The organism is Paenibacillus sp. FSL P2-0089 (genome assembly GCF_038595095.1).
Lineage (GTDB): Bacteria > Bacillota > Bacilli > Paenibacillales > Paenibacillaceae > Paenibacillus_AQ > Paenibacillus_AQ silagei.
This window is the reverse complement of sequence record NZ_CP152006.1, coordinates 7,546,360-7,567,149: the sequence shown is the minus strand read 5'-3', so window position 1 is coordinate 7,567,149 and position 20,790 is coordinate 7,546,360. Positions and strand designations below refer to the sequence as shown.

Genomic DNA, 20,790 nt, shown 5'->3' with positions numbered 1-20,790 from the left:
GCCCTCCATTTCTACATATTGATTTCACGTCGCACATATACACCCTTGCTCGCATCAAGCGCAAACACTACAAGCAGAAACTCATCTAGCTCGCTGTGGCTGATTAGTTCGTTACGGAACGTGCTAAGCAGAATATCCACCTCTTGCTTTAACGTACAGTTTAAGCCGCCAGCGGCCAATCTCATTAAATACTCGAATACCGGTAGCTTCATCTCCAGCGTCGTCTCATGATTGATGGTTAACAACAGCCTCGACGGCAAGTGGTCTATATCCTCACGGGACGTATCAGCCGAAATGGTAACCTGCCCCATAGAGTAAGCTTGATGCACGAGTAAATTATCATTTACAGCAAATAATTGTGTCTCTGACCCATCCACCAGTTTTTTCGTAAAAGCATAGTTTAAACCACGAATCAAATCTCGACGGACTTGTGCCTGACGCTGACGGCTCTCCAGACTTTCCATAAAAGTATAAAAGTGAATATAAGGAATCAGCTTGTGCTGCATTTCTCCTTGTTCTTCCGATTCAAAAAAGTACTTCCTGCGAAAACCGCTCATCAGCTGTGCGATGTCACTCTCTCCGCCACTTCCTTGGCTACGATATGCTTCTATACGCTTGCGGTAATAGCCGAACAATAGATCCAATTCTTCATTAAACAAGTTTGCATGCCGCTCCACGATGCTGTTTTCTCCGCTGATATCACCATGCAGAAGATAATCGTCAATAACAGATATGGAGACTTGGCCGGGGTCGAGTTCCCATAAATTTCGTACTGCGCCTTGTTCTACAGATTCTAGTCCCAACATACCAACACCATAGAAATTGTTATAGTAGACTCGTTTGGCATGTTCTTCAATATCCTGATATCCTGCACGCTTCACATCGGAGCAGGTTAATCCACCTGTCAGAGTATAGCTGATATGAATCAACATCTCTCTCATGGTCAGATGTATCCCCAGACAATCAAGCAGCCGATATTGCTCGGCAAGCCTGTTTCTGACCCGCTTCCGAGACATCCGCTGATGATTGAGCAAAATAATGCAATTCCCCGCCTTGTTGCAGGATTGGCACTCGGACCAATAATCCTCCTTGTTCCATTCCTCCATGATTCGATCGGCATAAATCGAGGAAGTTACGTCTTGTAAATTAACAAGGTGAAGCTGTGTATCATTTTTTCTAGGGTCCCAAAACCGCTCTTTAACCCAATTTGCCAATTTGTCTAATTCAGGATGCATGGACAGGGACTTCGTTAATTTGCCTTCGTTAGCAGCAATCAAATAATACCGTTTCTGCTCATGGCCGTCCTGAAGGTAAGCCTGCAACAGGCTCAGCACTTCAAAAATGTCAGCTTCCTTTAATTCCGACAAATCTTTTACAAGGATAATTGTCCCCCCATGAAACGGGACTTCCTTAATGCCATTATTCGGCCATTGGGACAGTTTACTGTCTGTCAATGATTCGTAAACCGCACGACAAAGACGTGTTTTCCCATCACCAGCATTACCGGTCATAATAATGCTACAAGGTGCCTTCGCATACGCTGTTAATAAAAAATTTTCAATCTTTGTTTCAATCGAGAATGAATAGCTATCCCCTTGCCCTGAGTACTCATCATAAATCTTGGCATGGTTAGGAGACAGGACGTTAAATTGATCCAAATACCGGACGAATGAATTCATCGGGGCCCTCCCGTTCCGCTACTGAAGTCCTATTCCGTTAATTCCAAAGACGCATCTAGTTTTCTTCCTCATCATACACTTTTTGACACATAGGTTCAATTAAACTTATAAGTTGATATTTTTCGCTAAAATCATTTATTTCAGTGCATATTTGTAGGTTGATCTGATCCTCTTGAAGCATAAAAAAGAGCGCCCGATTAAGGCACTCTCTTAATAATCTCTATTTCATTCTATTTACACTTATTTCATCTTGGGCCTCGAATTCCCAAAAATCGTTCCCAACCACAACCTCAGAACGAGAGGTGTGAAAGAAGCCGTACTCTCTGTGAGGATCTTGGACACTTCCGCTTGGACACCTTACCTTTATCTAGTCCTATCAACGATCCCTTAGATCTTCAAGAATGTCCAGATCCTCTTCAAACACATCGAAGAACGCCTCCAAGACCTGAGGCCGAACCTGTTCAGGCAAGCTATTCCCCATTCGCCCAATCTCGTGGAAATAACGAGTCACCTTCGATTGATCCTTCGTCACATTGACCCCACCATTCATTTTTATTTATCCCTTTAGAAATGATATGGAAAAGACCATCTTCCCAGATGGTCTTGTTTGGTTCCCCCGCCACGAGTCCGCAACGTTCCAGCCTCTTAAGTGGTCCGGGCACGCCGGTCCGCAAGCGCCATCGCGGCGACGTATCCGGAGCTCCAGGCCCATTGCAGGTTATAGCCGCCGCAATCGCCGTCCACATCCATTACCTCACCGGCTAAATAGAGGCCCGGCACTAGCTTAGATTCGAGCGTTCCTTCGATCAGCTCCGTCGTATCGATGCCACCGGCTGTGGTTTGGGCGTTCGTGAAGCTGTTGGTATCGGTGATCTTAAATTCCCAACGCTTCAATAGTTTATAGAATATTTTCTTGGTTTTCCAGGTTAGATCCTGACACAGCAGATGCAACTGTTGATCAATTCCAGCCTCCTTCAGCAGCACGGGAATCAGCTTCTTGCTGACGATGCCCACGAAGGAATCGGCAACTGTCCGGTGTCCGAAGATCCCCCAGTGGATCTCCAGGAAATCAATTAACTCTTCCTCCGTGCGTTCCGGCATCAAATCCACCGACAGGGTCACGGATTCTCCGATGCCGAGATTATACGCAGCCTTTCTGCTTAGCTGAAGTATGGGCGGGCCCGAGATGCCATAGTCCGTAAAAAGAATCTCGCCAGACTCCGTGCGGATGACTTCATTATTTACGATAACATGGGCCTCTCCCTCAAATTTGATGCCCGATAGTTCCTTCAAATACGGATAATCCAGCTTCAATTGTACAATGCCTGGCACCGGGTGGATCATGGTGTGCCCCAGACGCTCCACAAGCGTATAACCGGAGCCGTCTGTTCCGGTTTTGGGAGCGGTAAGGCCTCCGGTACATAGAAAAAGATAGTTGCTGGTATACACAACCTGTTCCTCTGTATCCGTCTGGCAGGTTATCGCGAACCGCGGATGTCCCGCCGATACGGCCACATCGAGCACTTTATGTTTATAATAGACGGGAACATTCCGGTCCTCCAGCGCCAGCTTAAACACCCCCGGCACCGAAGCCGCCTGCAGCGACATCGGATACATCCGGCCGTTCTCTAAGCTCATAAAAGGAAGCCCGAGCGAGGAGAAAAAATCGATTGTCTGGCGGACACCGAATTGCCGCAGTACATGTATTGGGAAGCCTGCCTGATTGCTGTGATACTTGACGGATAAAGCGGCCGCTTCATCCGTACCTGTGGCGGTGGATTGGTTCGTAATGTTGCAACGCCCGTTACCCGTTGTTATTATTTTCTTCCCGAGCCGGTCGTTGCTTTCAATGATGGCTGTATCAATACCTTGATCCCTCGCTGTAACTGCAGCCATTAGACCTGCAGCACCCCCACCGATAATGAACAGCTCGTGGTGCTTAGAAGTCTGATCCTTATACATGTTAATTGATGCATCCCTTTTCCTAATAAATTTATTGAATGGACTTAGCTATCGCCATGGCGGCCACATATCCGGAACTCCAGGCCCATTGCAGGTTATAGCCGCCGAAATCTCCGTCCACATCCATCACTTCGCCGGCTAAATACAGCCCGGGCACCAGCTTAGATTCCAGCGTTCCCCGGGTGAGTTCCGACGTATCAATGCCGCCGGCTGTCACCTGCGCATTCGTAAAGCCATTGGTATCCGTCACTTTAAATTCCCAACGCTTCAAGAGCCGATAAAAGTTCTCTTTAGTTTTGGGCGGCAGATTCTGGCAAAGAAGCTGTGGCTGTTGATCTAAGCCCGTCTCCTTAAGCAGGACCGTAACAAGCTTCTTGTTGAAGATACCCACGAGGGAATCTGCCACGGTCCGGTGCCCAAAGGTCTCCCAGAGCTTTTCTAAAAAATCAATTAACTCTTCCTCTGTGCGGCCCGGCGTCAGATCCACCGATAATTTCACCTGTTCTCCTCTTGCCAGATGATACGCAGCCTTCCTGCTTAGCTGGAGAATGGGCGGACCGGTAATACCATAGTCTGTGAAGGCCATCTCACCCTGTTCACTGCCGATGACTTTACCCTTTACAATGATATGAGCTTGTCCCTGAGATTTGATACTGGACAGTGCCCTCATATTCGGATATTGCAGCTTCAATTGCACGATGGCCGGAAAAGGCTCAATCAGGGTGTGCCCCAGACGTTCGGCAAGGGTATAACCCGGAGGTTCTTTGCCTGCATTCGGACCGGTGTTGCCACCCGTAGACAGAAGCAGATAGTCGCTAGTATACACAACCTCTTCCTCTGTCTCAGTTAGGCATTTTATCGTGAAGCGAGGATGGTCTGCCGAAGCAGTAACATCCACCACTTTATTCTTAAGGTATACGGGAACATTCCGATCCTCTAGCGCCAGCTGGAAAATATCAAGTACCGCCGCTGCCTGCAGCGACATCGGATACATCAAGCCCCCCTTGAGTCTTGTAAGCGGAAGCCCAAGAAAGGAGAAAAAATCAATCGTCTGGCCGACGCCATATTGCTGCACTACCGCAAGCGGAAATTCGGGTTGATTACTGTGATACTTGCGCGATAAAGCGGCTGCTTCATCCGTATCTGTCACAGTGGATTCATTCGTAATGTTGCAGCGGCCATCGCCGGTCATTAAGATCTTCTTGCCAATCCGGTCGTTACTCTCCAGAATGGCAGTATCGATCCCCATATCACTCGCAGTAACAGCGGCCATTAGTCCGGCAGCACCTGCGCCGATAATAAAGAGCTTGTGGTGCATAGAAGTCTGATTCTCATACATGGTTGGTCAATGCATCCTTTATCCAATTTTCTCTAAGCACAAAAACACTTTATTAAATTATAGCATAAGTGTACTGGTTGTCATTGATCTCCTTATGATCATAGCCGTTTACATGCCCAAAAATACAAAACAGCGATTCCCTATTAACAGGAGAATCGCTGCTTTGCTGTGTTCTAATGTATAACGATGAAAGGTTGGCTATACTTACTTAGCTTCCAGCATCCGCAGCAGGACCGTAACCGTCTCTGCCCGCGTTGCGGCATCCTTCGGGAAGAAGCTGTTGTTGCCCTTACCTTGCATCAGTCCTGACTTCTTCATCTCGGCTGCCGCTCCAACCGCCCAGGCGGGGATGTCGCGGTCATCCGTGAATCCTGCTGAGCGGGCTACGGGAGCAAGATGCAATGCTCTCGCCAGCATAACGGCCATTTCCGCTCTGGTCATAGGCGCATCCGGGCGGAAGTTGCTCTGGTTATCGCCCTGAATGATTCCCAGGGCTACTGCCTGAGCAACGGCTGTCTTGGCCCACGAACCGATCCGGTCACTGTCCTTGAAGGACAACGCTGCTTCTGTGTTCTGAAGCTTCAGCGCCTTCGCCAGCATCACCGTGAATTCAGCACGGGTCACATTACGGTTAGGCTGGAACGAGCCATTCGGATAACCTGTAATGATGCCTTGCTTAACAGCTTCAAGGATACTGGCTTCGGCCCAATGCCCGGCAATATCGGTGAGGGATGGGCCAGGGACCGGAGTAGCCGGTGCAGAAGGGCCCTCGTCCGGCTTATTCGGTGTTCCAACAATAACCGGCGGGACTGGTACTGTTACTGGCGGAGTCACTGGCGCTTCGCCTCCGGGATCGCCGCCGTTTCCGCTGCCCGAACGCTCATTGACCGATACGTTAATTCTTCCCGTAATGGACGGATAAGCGCTCAAGAATGCCGTAATCGTCACTTCTCCAGGTGTGGATGGTGCCGTAAAGACCGTGCTGAACCGGCCGTTTGCGTCCGTTACGGCATGAGCTGGCTCCAGGATGCCCGAGGATGCCGCGAGTTCGACCTCCAGGCCGGAGGCCGGAAGATTGTCACTACCCGAGACGATTCCTGTGATGGATACTTCATCTCCGGTCTTCACAGCAGACGGTGCTGCCTGTAGTTCAATAAGAGCAGGTACCGGTATCGCCTTACTAACCGAAACGGCAACCGTATTCGTCACGGAAGGATTGCCGGTCAGTACAGCCGTAATTGCGATATCCCCGGCTGCGGATGGTGCCGTAAACACCGTACTGAACCTTCCGTTCTCATCCGTTACGGCAAGTGCAGGCTCGAAACTACCCGAGGCTGCCATGAGACTAACCGCAGCACCGGCTAACGGAAGATCTTCACCGTCATAGACGGTTCCCGTAACGGACACTTTGCCTCCAGCGGATACGGAGGACGGTGTGGCCTGCAGTTCAATCCGGGCGGATACAGGCACAGCCTCTTCTTCAACGGATACGGTAACCGCCCCTGTCACGGATGGACTTGCCGGCAGTACGGCTGAGATGGATACCTTACCGGGAACCGATGCTGCAGTATAGATCGTACTGAACTTGCCGTACACATCTGTAGTTACTTTAGCAGGTTCAAGGCTGCCATCGGCTGCTATGAGTTCAACGTCTACACCGGACAACGGAAGATCACCGTCAGCGTAGACGGCCCCCATAACGGATACTTTGCCTCCAGGCACCACCGAAGATGGCGATGCTGCAAGCTCAACCCGGGAGGGAACGCTGGCCTCAGTCTCTGGTCCGAACACTTTGAATTCCCAGAGCGAGTAGCCGTATTTGCTTGCTCTCTGAGTTCCGTACATCCGGACATATCTGGCATTCACCGAATCGATAGAGATCTCGTCGATATCCCCATCTCCGCTGGATGTACTATATACTGTCTTCCAGTCGTCCAGCGTATCGGAGACATCGATCCGGTATTCCTTTCCATACGAACTTTCCCAGTGCAGCATGACCTTAGCAATAGGCTGACTTTCGCCAAGATCGACATAAATCCACTGCGGATCGGCATAGTTGGACCCCCAGCGGGTCGTCAATGAGCCGTCTACCGCATTCCCCACTGCCACATCGGCGGCTTTGGATGAGCTTGCAATCACGGTTTTGCCTTCCGCAAGGTTCAGGGCAACCGCTTCATACACGTTAAATTCAGCAAGCGAGTAGCCCTCTCCGGTTCCCTGCTGAACGCCCTGCATGCGGACGAATCTGGCACTGGTTTTACCGAACGAAATGTCATCGATTCCCCCATCTCCCATCGAGGTCGCATAAACGTCCTTCCAGGTGGCCGCATCATCGGATACTTGAATTTTATAGCTTTTGCCGTATGCCTGCTCCCAATGCAGTCTAACCTTATTAATCATATATTGATCCTGCAGATCAACGTAAATCCATTCATCGCCTGAAGCGTTCGAACTCCAATTGGAGGTTCTGTAGAGATCCGTAGCACCCGACGCAAATTGCTTGCCCACGCTGGACGAAGCAACCGTACCTTTGCTGTAAGCCAGATCATACCCTCTATCGTCGATAGAAGCTCCCTCGCTCAGCGTCGTACTCCGGCCGGTAAACGTATCTTTACCGAGTCTGTACGTGGTTGTAGTCTGATCCCCGTTCCGGTTCAACGTTACATTGACTGTAATCCCCGGTGTTTCAGGATTCGCCACCGAGATGCGGACAGGGTCTGCGGATTCATCGACGATCACCATCGACGGTTTATCTACGGTTACGCTGAGGCCTTCTCTTAGCGTCACTGTACCCGGCTGATAGAACAGCAATTCGGCAATGCCCAGCGAACGGTGCCGGACCGCCTGCACAGATGGTGTATTCGCGAGAATACTTATTGGGCTTGCTTCCGCGTAGCTGCCAACCTCTTCAGGGCTTTTACCTGGCAATACGATGTATTGATAGGAGGCATTGACCGGCTTCACGCCATGATCGAGCCACATCGAGAACACCGGCTTCGTGATCGGTTCTGGTGCACTGCCAGTAACCACATCGCTCCATTTCCCGGTCTTCGTCTCCTGCTTCACCTGGAAGTCCGTCTTATCCGGGAACACATAACCGGTATGATCGTTATAGGCCCAGCGTCCGTTCACCTTCGACGTTGCGTCTTCAATGGCTTTGCCGTCAACGAGCACATCGCCTACTGCCAGACTCTGATTCAGCGTGGTATGGACCGGTGCAGCATTCGTCGAAGTGATGCCTGCGCCCAGCGCTACCATTTCATCATCGAAGAAAAAGTAGCCCTTTTTCCCGCTGGTACTCAGCTTGTTGAAATCAAACGCCGTGGCTCCGTACCGCTCATTGGTGACGCCGCCTACGAACGTCTTCGGATTGTTGAAGTTCCCATCCTTCGTGAGCACATAGGGAGCTGTTGTTCCCGGCACATGAGCCCAGTCCATCAACGGGTACACGGTTCTGTACTCATCCCCGGTTCTCTGGATGGCAGTGGCACCTTGCGGAGTCCAGTAGAGCAGGTTGTATCCGCTTGGGTTAATGGTTCTCCATTCACCGCCCTTGACCGTGCTGGAGGACATTTTGACTGTAATTCCGTAATCCTTCCGCATATGAGAGGAGACCAGGGTCTGCCACTGCGTCATATTGTTCGTGTCCAGTCCATTGCCCGAGACTGTGCCAATACCCCGGATATTATCCAGGAAAACGGCGAACTCATCCGCCCGCTTCGGGTTAGCCGCCTGCATCCACTCCAGCGGATCTTCATAGAAGGTCAGCGCAGAGCTCTCATAATCCGGCCACTCCGGTCCATTCATCCCCATGCCGAGATCGGCAACATCGCCTCTGACCAGATACCTGGTCCCATCCAGCACATAAGAGGACAACGAGTCAATCGCCGCCTGGCTGTAGGCGAAGCTTGTGCCCGAGGCGACATAAGCCCAGAAGGACATATCTCTCGCGAAGCTTCTTCCGTAGCCCGTGGTATAATTCGTCTTCCCATGCATGAAAAAGGACATATCAGACTGGATTCCCGTTAGCGTCACCGTCACTGCCGAGAGCACGTTAAACGCCTCTACAGCGCTACGGACATTCTGGGCATCCTCCAGCAATAAGCCGCGGATCATATAATTCTGATTGTACCAGGACGAGTTGGCTCCATCGATAGTGTTGGGCTCTTTGTCTAACGTATCGATAATACTCGCAGCCTGCTCCGCAGTCAGATAGCCTTCACACAGCAGCGCGATTTTGCTAAGCCGCAGTTGCTTGCCGATGCCGGTCTCCCACCAATTGGTGGAGGTCGGCTTGACCGTGAACCAGTGATCCAGCGCCTTCTGAATCCCGGCTAACATAGCTTCATTGTGATAGTAAGGCCCCTTCGGGTCTGCAAAAGCCTGAGCCATCGATTGCATCCGGTCCAGCGCAAGGTAAGGCGACCACGCCCGCCCGTTGGCACTGGAAGCCGTACTGGTATAATCTACATCGCCCCAGCTTCCATTCGCCTTTTGACTAGATAAGTAGGTCACGGCCTGTGATTTGAAGGTCCATTCGACCCGGCCGTTCGTTCCGTCATTGATGATGTCTTTGGAGATATAGAAATCCACCGCCCGCTGCTTCATCAGCTTCATTTCAGCCAGCTCCTGCGACGAGCTATCCGCCGCCGATACAGGATATTGGAACCCGAGGGTCGAGATCATCAAACCAACCATCACGAGACATATCCATCTCTTGATCCTGCTTTGCATGTTGCCAGTCATGTACACGCTCCTTTGTCTATCTAGCAGATATTTGTTAGCGCTTTCTAAACTATATAGAATGTACTTGTAATTTTTTGCTATGGGATAGCCGTGGCTCCAGAGAATGTTTGGCCCTCCGGCCGCTGTTGTCCCCAGATTTCTTGATTTTGAACCGCTTCTAGCGGTAGAAATCCGGGGACAAAGGCGGACGCTTTCGCTCCTACAGTTCCAAAATTCCCCTCCGCCACTTTTCCCTTTCTGTATGTTTTCAAGTTCAATCTATATAGGAATTAGAGAAGGCAGCTCACACTGCCTCCCTCCCCTTATACAAGGGTATTCATTATATCCTGGAGCGGGATGTCCGCTACAGCCATCACTTCGTCCGCCGCGCCGTAATACATGCGGACTGTCTGGTCCAGCAGCAGTGCGCCGCAGGAGAACACGACCTTGCCGAAGAATCCGTTCACCTCATAGGAAGCTTCCGGCTCCAATACGGGGACGCGCGATCTCGCAATGACCCGGGACGGGTCCTCCAGATCAAGGAGTACCGCCCCCATACAATAGCGGTGGCTGCTGTCCGCGCCATGATACAGCGCAAGCCAGCCCTGCGGTGTGCGGATCGGAACCGCTCCGCCGCCCATGCGGGCGGAGTCCCAGCCCTGCTCGCCGAGTCCCATCAGGAAGCGGTGGTTCCCCCAATGGTCGAGATCCGGCGATTCCGCGATCCACATCTCGGGCGCGCCGAAGGACTTCGGTACCGGACGATGCAGGGCGTAGTATTTGCCGCCAATTTTCTCAGGGAAAATCATAACATCCTTATTCTCGGGAGGCAGCATCATCCCGCGCCGCTTGAAGGTCCGGAAGTCGCGGGTCTCCGCCAGCCCGACACCGACACCGCGCGCGGAGGCTGCGCTGTAAGTGATGTAATAGATGTCCCCGATCCGGGTCACCCGCGGATCTTCAATCCCCCAGGCTTCCAGCGGATGCTCCGGAAACAGAGCCGGCTGCGGCTCCACCTCGAAATGAATGCCATCCCGGCTCCGCGCTACCCGGAGATGGGACAAGGAGGTGAGCATCACCGTCTGTCCATCCTTGGCGACAAAGCGCGAGTCCGCGAAATCGTAGTCCGGATCGTTCTTGTCGTACCGCTGAACCTGCACCTCCGTTCCTGCTTCATTCAGCCGGGGAACAAGTACCTCGTCCGCCCGGTCTGATATTGGCGCTTCGGCCACGCGCAGTAAGAGGATCGTCTCATCCTGTAACTGCGCAACGCCTGCATTGAACGCGCCCAGCACCCGGAAATCGGGACGGGAGGGGGGAACATCCCCGGCTTCAATCAGCGGATTATGCGCGCTGCGTGTTATTTTCATTGGAGTGACCTCTTTCTGTGTTTGAAGTACGGTTGTTATTTCCCGGAGGTAACGGCATCAATCTGGGCCTGAATTTCATCAATCACTTTTTGCCCGCCGAGACTGGCCATTTTATCCTCCATCGTTTTCTTTCCTTCTGCCGCAGGGATCAGGCCTTGGCTTAGCGGCAGGAAGATCGAATCGTGCAGCGGCGTGATTTTGGCATATTCCGTCTTTACCTTCTCGGCGTTGAAGTTGAAGCCTGCGATTGGACTAAGCGTGAAATTGGACGTCTTGGTCGAGAAGTCGAACCACTTCTTGTCATCTTGCATCATGGTGTCAGGTGTACGATTTAGCGTCGGCCGCCAGGTCAGCACATAACCAGGGAAGGTATAGCCGGACAGCGCCTTATAGCTCGAATCGCCGACAGGCTCCCAGTCCTTTCCTTGAATGCCGTATTCCATCAGATCATGGTTTTCCTTAATCGACAGCCAGTTCACTACATCCATAGTGACATCGGAATGCTTGGAGGTCGTCGGGATACACAGGAAGTTCCATTGCTGATAAGCCGTATAAGGCTTAGCCTGCTCCCCGTTCGGTATGAAAATCTCCAGCTTGTCGCTGCCGTCCTTCAGCATTTCCGAATATTTCAGCCCTTCGACCCCATCGGCTGCATAGTAGGTCGCCGCATATTTACCTTGCTTGAACAGCGTCTCGGCATTTTGCTCCTGGGCAATATTTTTGGAGATAATTCCATCCTTGTAGTATTTGGTAACGCGATCATAAGCATCGGCAATTGTCGGGCTCTCCCATTGGCCAATGACCTTCTTATCCTTGATCGAATACGAGAACATGTTGACCCCAATCTCCAGTACTTCATCCTGCGCCAGATTCGCGGAGTTACTCAGGATGAATGGCAGCTTATCGGCCTTAATTCCGTTAATGACAAAAGGCTTAATGTCTTTCTCATTTTCCTTGACTGCATACAGGAATTTCTCCAGATCATCGAGGGTCTTCAGCTCGGGAAGCCCGTATTTCTCGCGTAAATCCTTACGGATCAGTACGCCATACAGCTGGCCTTGGGTGGTGCCGAGCGGAATCCCCATAATTTTGCCGCCGAATTTGTTATACTCCCACATTTCCTCCGGAATGGACGCCTTCAGCTCAGGCCGTGCAGCCACTGCCGCATCCAGCTCCGTCAACGATTTACTCTCGATCATCTGGTTCATGGATAGCCAAGGGGCATCCAGATACATATCGAACTCTTCCCCGGCAGACATCTTCACGGATACCGCATTCCCGTAGTCGGTCCAAGGCATGAAGTTGATATTCAGCGCGGCTCCGATATTATCCTTTTTCAGCTTGTCGTTGACCGCCTGCAGCACAGCATCGAACCCCGCAGGTTTATCTCCCGGGAAATAAGCCTTCAGCGTCACTACTTCTTTGGCAGCAGATGCTGCCCCCTCTGAACTGGACGGGGAATTCGTAGAATTCGCCGTATTGCCTTCATTCTTCGCATTTCCCCCGCAGCCTGCCAGCACCAGTGATGATACCAATACCGCTGTTGTTGCCGTGCCAAACCATTTTTTTAACCTCATCTCGTTACCCTCCTGTATCTATGGACAATCTGAATGGCTTACCCTTTGACAGCACCAACCGTTAGACCTTTGACAAAATATTTCTGAAGCATCGGATACAGCAGCACAATCGGGCCGATGGTCAGTACCGTGGTCGCCATCCGCACCCCGTACGTCGGTGGAGTGACCGAAATCGCAGCACCGGAAGGGATCAGGTTCCTGGCCGCTTCCATATTGGAGACCATCCGGCGCAGGATTAATTGCAGCGGGAATAACTTCTCATTATCGATGAACATCAGTCCCATGAACCAGTCATTCCAGAAGCTCAGCGCATAGAAGAGGCCGACAGAAGCCAGAATTGGCTTCGAGATCGGAATCATAATCTGGAAGAACACTCTCATCTCATTCGCTCCGTCGATCCTGGCGGCTTCCTCCAGCTCCTCAGGTATGGTGCGGAAGAAGCTGACGAGCAGGAAGACGAGGAATGGCTGGCATAACATCGTCAGTATGAGCACCCAGATCGTATTCTGCAAATGCAGCCACTGGCTGACTACAATATAGAACGGAATGATCCCTCCCGAGAAGAGCATCGGCAAGTAGCAAAAAAACAGAAATGGCGTTTGCAGAACATTCCGTTTATTCGCCAGTGAATAGCCGAGCATGGCGGAAATGCACAGGGCGCTTAAGGCCCCGACAACCGTGATGAACAGGGTAACCCCATAGCCGCCCAACAATACATCTGATTGCAAAACCGCCTTATAGGCGGCCAGCGATAATTTTTGCGGGAATAAGGTATAGCCGTGTGCTATCAGCTCCTCCTCATCCGTAAAGGAACCGGCAATCATCAGCAGAAAAGGGAACAGACAAAATAAAGTAAACAGCAAAATGAACGTATGGGCGAATGCCGTAAAGGTGCGGTCCGCTGCGCTATGTTTCTGTATCATAGTACCTCTCCTAGAATAAAGCAGATTCTTTGGATACCCTGCGGGTTACCCAGTTGGCAGCAATGACGAAAATCAGACCCATAATGGACTGGAACAGGCCCACTGCCGAAGACATGCCAAAATCGTGCAGCTGCCGCATGGAGCGGAAGACAAAGGTATCAATGACGTCGGTAGTCGGATACAGCATCGAGTTGTCTCCAATGATGGCATAGATCATCGCAAAGTCCCCGTTGAAAATTTTGCCCACGGCCAGCAGCGTCATGATCATGATCGTCGGAACCAGCAGCGGCAGCGTAATGCGCGTCACAATCTGCAGTTTAGAAGCTCCGTCGATGCGGGCCGCCTCATATAGATCCTCCGATATGCCCGTAATGGCGGCCAGGAAAATAATCGAGAGATAACCGGCCCCTTGCCACACCCGGATCACCGTCAGAATATAAGGCCAGAGACTTGACTCAAACATCCAGTTGACCGGCTCCATGCCGATATTTTGCAGCCAGACATTAATCATGGGCTCTTCCCCGCCGAATAAGGATTGGACAATCATCCCGATCACAATCCAGGACATGAAATAAGGCAGGAAAATAAGCGATTGCGATATCCGTTTGAAATACTTATTGCGGATCTCATTGAACATGAGCGCAATCAGAACGGCCGCCGCTGTCGTGAACACAATAAACAGCACGTTGAGTAGCAGTGTGTTCCGCAGAATTGTCCAGAAGTCATCTGATGTAAAAAAGTAATCGAAATTTCTAAACCCTACCCAGTCACTCCCCGTGATCCCCTTGGCAAAATCATAATCTTTGAAGGCAATCATAATCCCGTATATAGGAAAATAACTGAACACGAGGAAAAACAACAGCCCCGGTACAGCCATCACATACAGAAAAGGATTCTGCGTGATATGCCTCCATTTTGAACGTTTACCTGCGTTAAGCGGGTAGTTCATTTGTACATCCCCCCTTCCTCAAGACCGGTCATCGCCCCAAGAGCGTCCCGTTATCTATGCGCTCACCTTATCAAGCCCTTGCGCCCTGAGCAATTCCGAGAAACGCCAATCCTTCCCGCAAGTGCAGATTTACCGCCTTCCCAAAAACAACACTCTTCCGAAAACAAACGATTCGGCAGACGAAAATATTCGGTGTGCTATAATAAATCTACTTATAATGAGCCGGACAGTTATGATTACGGAGGTTCCAGAGCCATGAAATTCAGACAACCGTTCTTCGCCTCGCTGAAGCGGCACCCTACCTACATGAAGCTTATTTTTTACTTTGTCAGTGCGAACGTTCTGGTCTTAGGCGTATCCTTCGTACTACTCTATGGGCAATCTTCCAAGACACTGCTGGAGGAAATCGGCGATCATTCGGAATCCCTCCTCGTGAACGGGGCCCGGAATACGTCACGGCTGATGGAATGGGCGCTTGATTTCAGCTTCTCCTCCAGTAACGACAGCACGCTTAAGGTGTATGCCCTTTCGGACCATTACAGCGATTTCGAGACCTATGAGGTATGGAGCCAATTGACGGACATTAAGAACGCCAACCCCTCCATTGATTCGGTCTACCTTATTAACGATTATACGAATACGGTCATTGACTCCAGACTTGGGTTAAATGATACCGCCGCTTTTTACGATCAGGATATTATTAAGCGCTTACGTGACCCGGAAACAGCGAACCACAGCGTGCTCATTCCGCGAACCTTGTCTCTCCCTCTTACCGGGAACACCCCCAAAGAAGTGATGACTATTGTCATATTTTATGAAAAAGGCAGCTCCATCTCCGCATTCGTCATGAATGTGGATACTCAAAACCTGATGACCCTGCTGCAGAATAATTCAAACTTCGCCAGCCGGTCGATCACCGTGCTGAATGACCGGGACGAGACGATTTTTAGCAGCACGCCAATGAATCCGCAGCAGATTGCCGAGCTCAGAAGCCACGGAATGAAGGGAGCCAGCGGCTGGAAGCTATTTCAGCCACGGGATCAGGGGGAGAAGCTAGTGGTCTATGCCGACTCCTCCGTTAAGGGTATCCAGGATTGGACCTTCATTGAGATGATCCCGAAGTCCGCCATTCTGAATAAAATCACGGTCCTGCGCGACACCAGTCTGATCCTGTTCCTCGTCTTGTTCGCGGCCTCCCTGGCGGTGATTATACTAATCTCCAAACGGGTGTACTCGCCCATTCAGGAGCTGATCAGCCGGGTCATGCGGCAGCATCAGGCGGAGAAGCCCGGCCTTGAGGCGAACGCCAATGAACTCGAGTACTTATCGAGCGTTTTTACCTCGCAGCATAATCAGATTCACGAGCTTACCGAGCAATGGCGGCATAATAAATTTCTGGGCAGAGAGCGGTTCTTAAGGGATTTCCTCGGGGAGACGTACCATTCGTCAACGGAGATCCGCGCTCAATTCGTAGAATGGGGGATTGATCTGCCAAGCGATGAGTTGTCCGTAGCCATCTTCCGGATCGACCACTTCGCGGAATTCTCGGGAGTGTACCCGGAGAAGGACCGGCGCCTGCTCCGGTTCGCTATGTCCAATATCATTCAGGAGTCGCTGCAATCGTCCAGGCACAAGCTGCAGACGGTAGATATGGGGGACGACCACGTGGCTGTAGTCTTATCGGCTCCCTTGTCAGAGGAATTCGCGAAGGGGCTGCAAGTGGCAGGGCAGCTGATCCAGCAGTATTTGTCCGTGGGCACCACCGTGGCCTGGGGCCGGACATTGCCTGGCTTAACCGACATGCATGAGGTGTATCTGGAGACGTATGATCTGACGCAGGAGAGGTTCCGGTTCGGACACCGGTCGCTCATTGTGAAGGAATGGCTGCCCGCTGCACCCGGGGAATTATATCATTTGCCTGTGAGTCAGGAGCGGCAGATCGCCCAGGCCATACTCAAGGGGGACGCCGCCGTCATTCTGGAGGTCTTACGCTCAGCGGTAGTGAAGCTGCGGGAACTGCCTTATTTTGAATGTAAAATGTCTCTGATCACCTTGTTCATGGACATCCGCCGGCTCATCCAGGAGCATTTCTCCCAGCCGCTGCCCAGCTCGTGGGGACTGACGTCCATCGAGAAACAGATCATTCGGCAGGAAACCATGGATAACGTCATGCCCTGGATGGAGGCTTTGATTACCAAGACGCTCGAAGACATTGCGGCCGCCCGCAGCCAATCCAAGAATATCGCCCTGATCGGACAGGTGGACCAGTTCATCGAGAGTCATCTCACCGACCCGAATCTGTCTGCCACCATGCTGGCCGATCACCTGGGCTTGTCCGTCAATTATTTCCGCAGTCTGTACAAAGCAGAGACCACCCAGTCCATCACCGACAAAATATCTGAGAAGCGGCTGACGTTCATCTGCCAGGAGCTCATTGCCTCCGACTCGCCGATCGAGCCCATCGTGCAGCATTTCGGCTTCTCGTCCCTGAACACCTTCTATTCCAGCTTCAAAAAGGTGTACGGCATGACCCCGGCCCAGTACCGCAAGAAGTACCGGGCGGGGGATGGCGGGGGGAAGGTGTGAGGCAAGTGAAACCTATACATTCTTATATTTGCGCGCAAAGAAGCGATAAGGATTAGGTCCTTATCGCTTGTGTTGGTATTCCAGCAGGTTGCCGCTCTTATTCTCCCTTATAGGCCTTACGCAGCTCCGCAAGCTCGAACTTCTTCATCTGCAGAAAAGCCTTCGTCACACGCGCCAGCTGCTCCGGTGTGCCCTTCTTCATCATCTCATTCATCTCCGCAGGAATAATTTGCCAGGAGATACCGAAGGCATCCTTCAGCCAGCCGCATTGCTCGGCTTCAGGAACTGCAGACAGCTTGTCCCAGTAGTAGTCAATCTCTTCCTGAGAATCGCAGGATACCATGAAGGAGACCGCTTCATTGAAGCTGAACTGATGATTATGCGCACTGTCCATGACCGTGAACCACAGATTCTCCAGCATGAAGTCTGCGAACATAATCGTCCCTTCCTGATCGGGCGCAGAGCCTGCCGGGTAGCGGGTAAGAAGCCCTTGGCGCGAGTCCTTAAATACCGACAGATAGAAGGACATCGCCTCCTCCGCCTTCCCGCATTGATCCCCCACGAACAACAAGGAAGGAATAATCGCAGGCCGCTCCTCCCCTGCCGGGTTCGTTAGAATCAGCTGCCAGGACACCCCATACTTGTCCTGAATCCAGCCGTACCGCTCACTGAACGGATACTTGCCAAGCGGCATCAAGGCGGTGCCGCCTTCCGCTAACTTATCCCACACCTCATCTAATCTCTCTGCTGCATCCTGGTCGCGGGAGGGATCGAAATTAACAAAGAAGGAGACGGCCGGATTCAGCTTGAAATAAGGACCTCCGCTGATCGCCATGAACGGCTGCCCCCAGACCTCAAAAGAGACCTGACCCGCATCGCCGGAGGGCGTATCATGAATCGTGTTCACACTCGTAACCTTGGACTCCGGAAATACAGTAGCGTAAAAGCGAGCGGCTTCTGCCGCCTCCTTGTCATACCATAGATGCGGGACAATTCTCTGTCTGATGCTGGCCACAACGATTCCTCCTCAGCTTCTGTCCGTTCCGATCCAGGGACAGGGGCTTTAATTTGCTTTATTATACACTACAGGGAGGCTTCTTCATTCTTTATATTGGAAAACAATGCAGGGCCTCCGCCCTAGCTCGCACAGTCTAATCCTCTGTCTCTTCTTCTTCCTCCATGTGCCCTAAATAGTGATAATAGAATTCGACCATGGCATCTCCAAAGCCCCAGCCAATGCCCTGACTACGTTCCGCCAACCTTCTGCTACGGTCGACGAATTTTTCCTCCAAATCATTCTTCACAATGTATTCCAATGCTTGTCTATAAATACTGGATACCGTCAGATAGAACCGCTCATCGATGTCTCCGTAAGCCCGGGTGAAGTCCACCCCGCACTCCATCGTGAACACCATAATTTCAGCAATCTGCTCCTTGTTGGCGGATACCTTACTGAAGTCCTTAATCGCCTTCTTAATAACAGGGTAGCGCAGAACCTCTCCTCTGTCGCCAAATTGCTTCTCAATGATTTTCTTGTATTTATTCAGAATCTCTTCCTCATTTGGAGTTAATAATGATATGTAATATTAACCAGTAATGCCGTGTACAGGATGTTCTTTTAAAGGAAAAAGCACATCTAACTTATTTGTATTTCTCGTGAAATTACCATAGATACCTGAATTCCCAGGAAAATTAGGATAAGTCTCAAGCAAATGACCGAATTGAGCTGTAATACTAAAAAGATTCGCGGGTAAGAGTTTTTTGAGAGCTAATTGCTCAATCTTACTTTGCGTCATTTCCACCTCCGCTGAGCTTCATAATTTCAGCTAATTCCTCTTCGAGGTCTAACCACCGATGGTAATCCGTTGGATCATCCATTTCATCACCATTGTAGTCTGCAAATGCTTCCTTAAACGTTTTACCTTTAAATTTTAGTTGAAGATCCATCAGTTCTAGAGCAATTTCCTTAGCTCGCTCCTCTTTTGACTGCTTACCCTTTTTCTTTTCCTGCGCTAGGATTTGCATACGCATACCATATATGGGATCTTTAAGAAGCTCTATGGCATACTTTGGGATTTTACGATGCTTTCATTATTAATATTATGAGTATAGGTAACACCATATAAACAACTGCAATCAATATAATTTCACATAAAAAAAGACCCCAAAGGGCCTTTTTTGATTCCATATAATCACACCTCAATATCCCGCCGAATATTCCCTACTTTCTTTTAAATTAACAATATCCTGGCCCGTCGGGTTCTGGAAAACGCGAAGTCCAAACAGAGGGATAATCGCAAAAATGTGATCAAAGATATCCGACTGGACGGACTCATACACACCCCAGGTAGTCTCATTGCTGAACGCATAAATTTCTAAAGGCAGTCCGCTGTCTCCTGGTGCTAACTGCCTGACAATGAGCGTCATATCCTTATGAATTTTGGGATGATTACGCAGATATTCTTGGACATATTCCCGGAATACCCCGATATTCGTTAGCTGTCTTCCATTCACTTTGCTCTCCATATTGATATGATGTTCCGTATTATAGGCGTTAATTTCATCTAATCTTGTCAGGACATAATCGCTAAGATAGTGAACCTTTTGGAACTCCTCAATCATTTCTTTGGTACAAAAACATATGCTGCTTGTATCAATACACACACTTCGTTTAATTCTTCTGCCCCCGGAGGCTTCCATCCCCCGCCAATTTTTAAAAGAGTCTGAGATCAGGGCATAGCTCGGAAGCATGGTAATGGTTTTATCGAAATTCATCACCTTTACCGTATTCAGCGTAATATCAATTACATTGCCGTCGGCATTATATTTAGGCATTTCAATCCAGTCACCTACACGAACCATGTCGTTAGAAGATAATTGAATACCTGCCACGAGGCCCAATATCGAATCTTTGAACACTAGCATCAGAACAGCGGATAAAGCGCCCAGTCCACTAAGCAGAATCAGCGGATTCTGACCCATGAGGTTAGAAATCACCACAATCGCACCAATAATATACAGTATAATCTTTGCAACCTGAATGTAGCCTCTGATCGGCCTCATCTTGGACACTTCATACGTACGATAAATAGCATCGATGGCATCAAGCAGGGCATTAAACACCGTGATCGTTACAATAATCATATAAGCTAAGGCGAACTTTACAATGAAAGACTGATACAGCGGAAAAATAGGCGCCGCGTAATAAATGATAAAGGCCGGAGCGAGATGCGACAGCTTGTGAAATACTTTTTTCTCCAAAAAGATATTATCCCACGTATACCGGTTGTTATGAATGATATGGATGATGATCTTCAGTACGATTTTTTTGGCAACAAGATTAGCCACTATAGAGAGTAAAGCAATACATAAAACCATAATGATGTTCGAGAGATACACAACCATCTGCTCGCTCATTCCATATCCTGCTAGGTGCTCTTGTATAAAATTCATCATTTCCTCCTGACTGGGTGCATAGTAGCCTACAATTATAGAGGATAAATAGGTGTTATGCAAAAATATAAAGACCACCCTAAGAAGGTGATCGCACTTAGAATACGGTTGGAGCCAAACTCCAAAAATGCACCCAGGGAATAAATAACTATCAGTCTTTCTTGCCCTTGCATAATAATATTCCAAAATATAGAATTATAAGCAGTAAAAAACACACAATTGGAATG

Annotated in this window: 14 protein-coding genes; 1 reads left to right on the top strand and 13 read right to left on the bottom strand. The window is 50.1% G+C overall.

The window, feature by feature from the left end; all coding sequences use genetic code 11:
* Nucleotides 1-11: 11 nt before the first annotated feature.
* The 8 genes from NST69_RS32450 to NST69_RS32415 form a co-directional block, all read right to left on the bottom strand.
* A complete protein-coding gene (locus tag NST69_RS32450) occupies nucleotides 12-1,679 on the bottom strand; it encodes a hypothetical protein (protein WP_342548089.1) in 1,668 nt (555 codons plus the stop codon).
* 645 nt (nucleotides 1,680-2,324) lie between these two features.
* Complete coding sequence (locus tag NST69_RS32445) at nucleotides 2,325-3,641, bottom strand: NAD(P)/FAD-dependent oxidoreductase (RefSeq protein ID WP_342548088.1); 1,317 nt, start codon at nucleotides 3,639-3,641, stop codon at nucleotides 2,325-2,327.
* A gap of 31 nt (nucleotides 3,642-3,672) precedes the next feature.
* Nucleotides 3,673-4,980, bottom strand: coding sequence for an NAD(P)/FAD-dependent oxidoreductase (locus tag NST69_RS32440; protein WP_342548087.1), 1,308 nt, complete (start codon nucleotides 4,978-4,980; stop codon nucleotides 3,673-3,675).
* A 204-nt stretch (nucleotides 4,981-5,184) separates the two neighbouring features.
* Entirely contained in the window at nucleotides 5,185-9,726 is a 4,542-nt protein-coding gene (locus NST69_RS32435; RefSeq protein ID WP_342548086.1) for a polysaccharide lyase family 8 super-sandwich domain-containing protein, read from the bottom strand.
* Nucleotides 9,727-10,028: 302 nt separating this feature from the next.
* On the bottom strand, nucleotides 10,029-11,075 hold the full coding sequence (locus NST69_RS32430; protein WP_342548085.1) for a glycoside hydrolase family 130 protein: 1,047 nt from the start codon (nucleotides 11,073-11,075) through the stop codon (nucleotides 10,029-10,031).
* A 35-nt stretch (nucleotides 11,076-11,110) separates the two neighbouring features.
* The gene (locus tag NST69_RS32425) at nucleotides 11,111-12,652 is read right to left on the bottom strand and encodes a DUF3502 domain-containing protein (RefSeq protein WP_342548084.1); all 1,542 of its coding nucleotides are present in this window, start codon (nucleotides 12,650-12,652) and stop codon (nucleotides 11,111-11,113) included.
* A gap of 38 nt (nucleotides 12,653-12,690) precedes the next feature.
* Nucleotides 12,691-13,575, bottom strand: a complete 885-nt coding sequence (locus NST69_RS32420; protein ID WP_342548083.1) for a carbohydrate ABC transporter permease — start codon at nucleotides 13,573-13,575, stop codon at nucleotides 12,691-12,693.
* A 10-nt stretch (nucleotides 13,576-13,585) separates the two neighbouring features.
* Nucleotides 13,586-14,524 carry an ABC transporter permease subunit gene (locus tag NST69_RS32415; RefSeq protein ID WP_339252824.1) on the bottom strand — a complete coding sequence of 313 codons (939 nt, stop codon included), beginning with the start codon at nucleotides 14,522-14,524 and terminating at the stop codon, nucleotides 13,586-13,588.
* 255 nt (nucleotides 14,525-14,779) lie between these two features.
* Here NST69_RS32415 and NST69_RS32410 point away from each other — a divergent pair, with 255 nt between their 5' ends.
* Complete coding sequence (locus NST69_RS32410) at nucleotides 14,780-17,110, top strand: helix-turn-helix domain-containing protein (protein WP_342548082.1); 2,331 nt, start codon at nucleotides 14,780-14,782, stop codon at nucleotides 17,108-17,110.
* A gap of 97 nt (nucleotides 17,111-17,207) precedes the next feature.
* Here the strand turns inward: NST69_RS32410 and NST69_RS32405 are convergent, their stop codons facing one another.
* The 5 genes from NST69_RS32405 to NST69_RS32385 all read right to left on the bottom strand — a co-directional run bounded on the left by NST69_RS32405 (nucleotide 17,208) and on the right by NST69_RS32385 (nucleotide 20,563).
* Nucleotides 17,208-18,125, bottom strand: a complete 918-nt coding sequence (locus tag NST69_RS32405) for a VOC family protein (protein ID WP_342548081.1) — start codon at nucleotides 18,123-18,125, stop codon at nucleotides 17,208-17,210.
* Between the two features lie 136 nt (nucleotides 18,126-18,261).
* Nucleotides 18,262-18,690 carry a DUF6155 family protein gene (locus tag NST69_RS32400; protein ID WP_342550245.1) on the bottom strand — a complete coding sequence of 143 codons (429 nt, stop codon included), beginning with the start codon at nucleotides 18,688-18,690 and terminating at the stop codon, nucleotides 18,262-18,264.
* Between the two features lie 6 nt (nucleotides 18,691-18,696).
* Nucleotides 18,697-18,906, bottom strand: a complete 210-nt coding sequence (locus NST69_RS32395) for a hypothetical protein (RefSeq protein ID WP_339312244.1) — start codon at nucleotides 18,904-18,906, stop codon at nucleotides 18,697-18,699.
* Nucleotides 18,893-19,141 carry a hypothetical protein gene (locus tag NST69_RS32390; protein ID WP_339312243.1) on the bottom strand — a complete coding sequence of 83 codons (249 nt, stop codon included), beginning with the start codon at nucleotides 19,139-19,141 and terminating at the stop codon, nucleotides 18,893-18,895. Before NST69_RS32390 ends, NST69_RS32395 begins: the two co-directional genes overlap by 14 nt.
* A 168-nt stretch (nucleotides 19,142-19,309) precedes the next feature.
* Nucleotides 19,310-20,563: a mechanosensitive ion channel family protein gene (locus NST69_RS32385; protein ID WP_339315022.1), complete on the bottom strand. Its 1,254-nt coding sequence runs from the start codon at nucleotides 20,561-20,563 to the stop codon at nucleotides 19,310-19,312.
* Nucleotides 20,564-20,790: the final 227 nt, after the last annotated feature.

Bases quoted from the DNA above. Each gene is read 5' to 3' on its own strand.
- NST69_RS32395 (WP_339312244.1), bottom strand. From the start codon at position 18,906: ATGACGCAAAGTAAGATTGAGCAATTAGCTCTCAAAAAACTCTTACCC.
- NST69_RS32430 (WP_342548085.1), bottom strand. From the start codon at position 11,075: ATGAAAATAACACGCAGCGCGCATAATCCGCTGATTGAAGCCGGGGAT.
- NST69_RS32410 (WP_342548082.1), top strand. From the start codon at position 14,780: ATGAAATTCAGACAACCGTTCTTCGCCTCGCTGAAGCGGCACCCTACC.
- NST69_RS32440 (WP_342548087.1), bottom strand. From the start codon at position 4,980: ATGTATGAGAATCAGACTTCTATGCACCACAAGCTCTTTATTATCGGC.
- NST69_RS32450 (WP_342548089.1), bottom strand. From the start codon at position 1,679: ATGAATTCATTCGTCCGGTATTTGGATCAATTTAACGTCCTGTCTCCT.
- NST69_RS32385 (WP_339315022.1), bottom strand. From the start codon at position 20,563: ATGAATTTTATACAAGAGCACCTAGCAGGATATGGAATGAGCGAGCAG.
- NST69_RS32415 (WP_339252824.1), bottom strand. From the start codon at position 14,524: ATGAACTACCCGCTTAACGCAGGTAAACGTTCAAAATGGAGGCATATC.
- NST69_RS32435 (WP_342548086.1), bottom strand. From the start codon at position 9,726: ATGACTGGCAACATGCAAAGCAGGATCAAGAGATGGATATGTCTCGTG.
- NST69_RS32445 (WP_342548088.1), bottom strand. From the start codon at position 3,641: ATGTATAAGGATCAGACTTCTAAGCACCACGAGCTGTTCATTATCGGT.
- NST69_RS32390 (WP_339312243.1), bottom strand. From the start codon at position 19,141: ATGCGTATGCAAATCCTAGCGCAGGAAAAGAAAAAGGGTAAGCAGTCA.
- NST69_RS32425 (WP_342548084.1), bottom strand. From the start codon at position 12,652: ATGAGGTTAAAAAAATGGTTTGGCACGGCAACAACAGCGGTATTGGTA.
- NST69_RS32420 (WP_342548083.1), bottom strand. From the start codon at position 13,575: ATGATACAGAAACATAGCGCAGCGGACCGCACCTTTACGGCATTCGCC.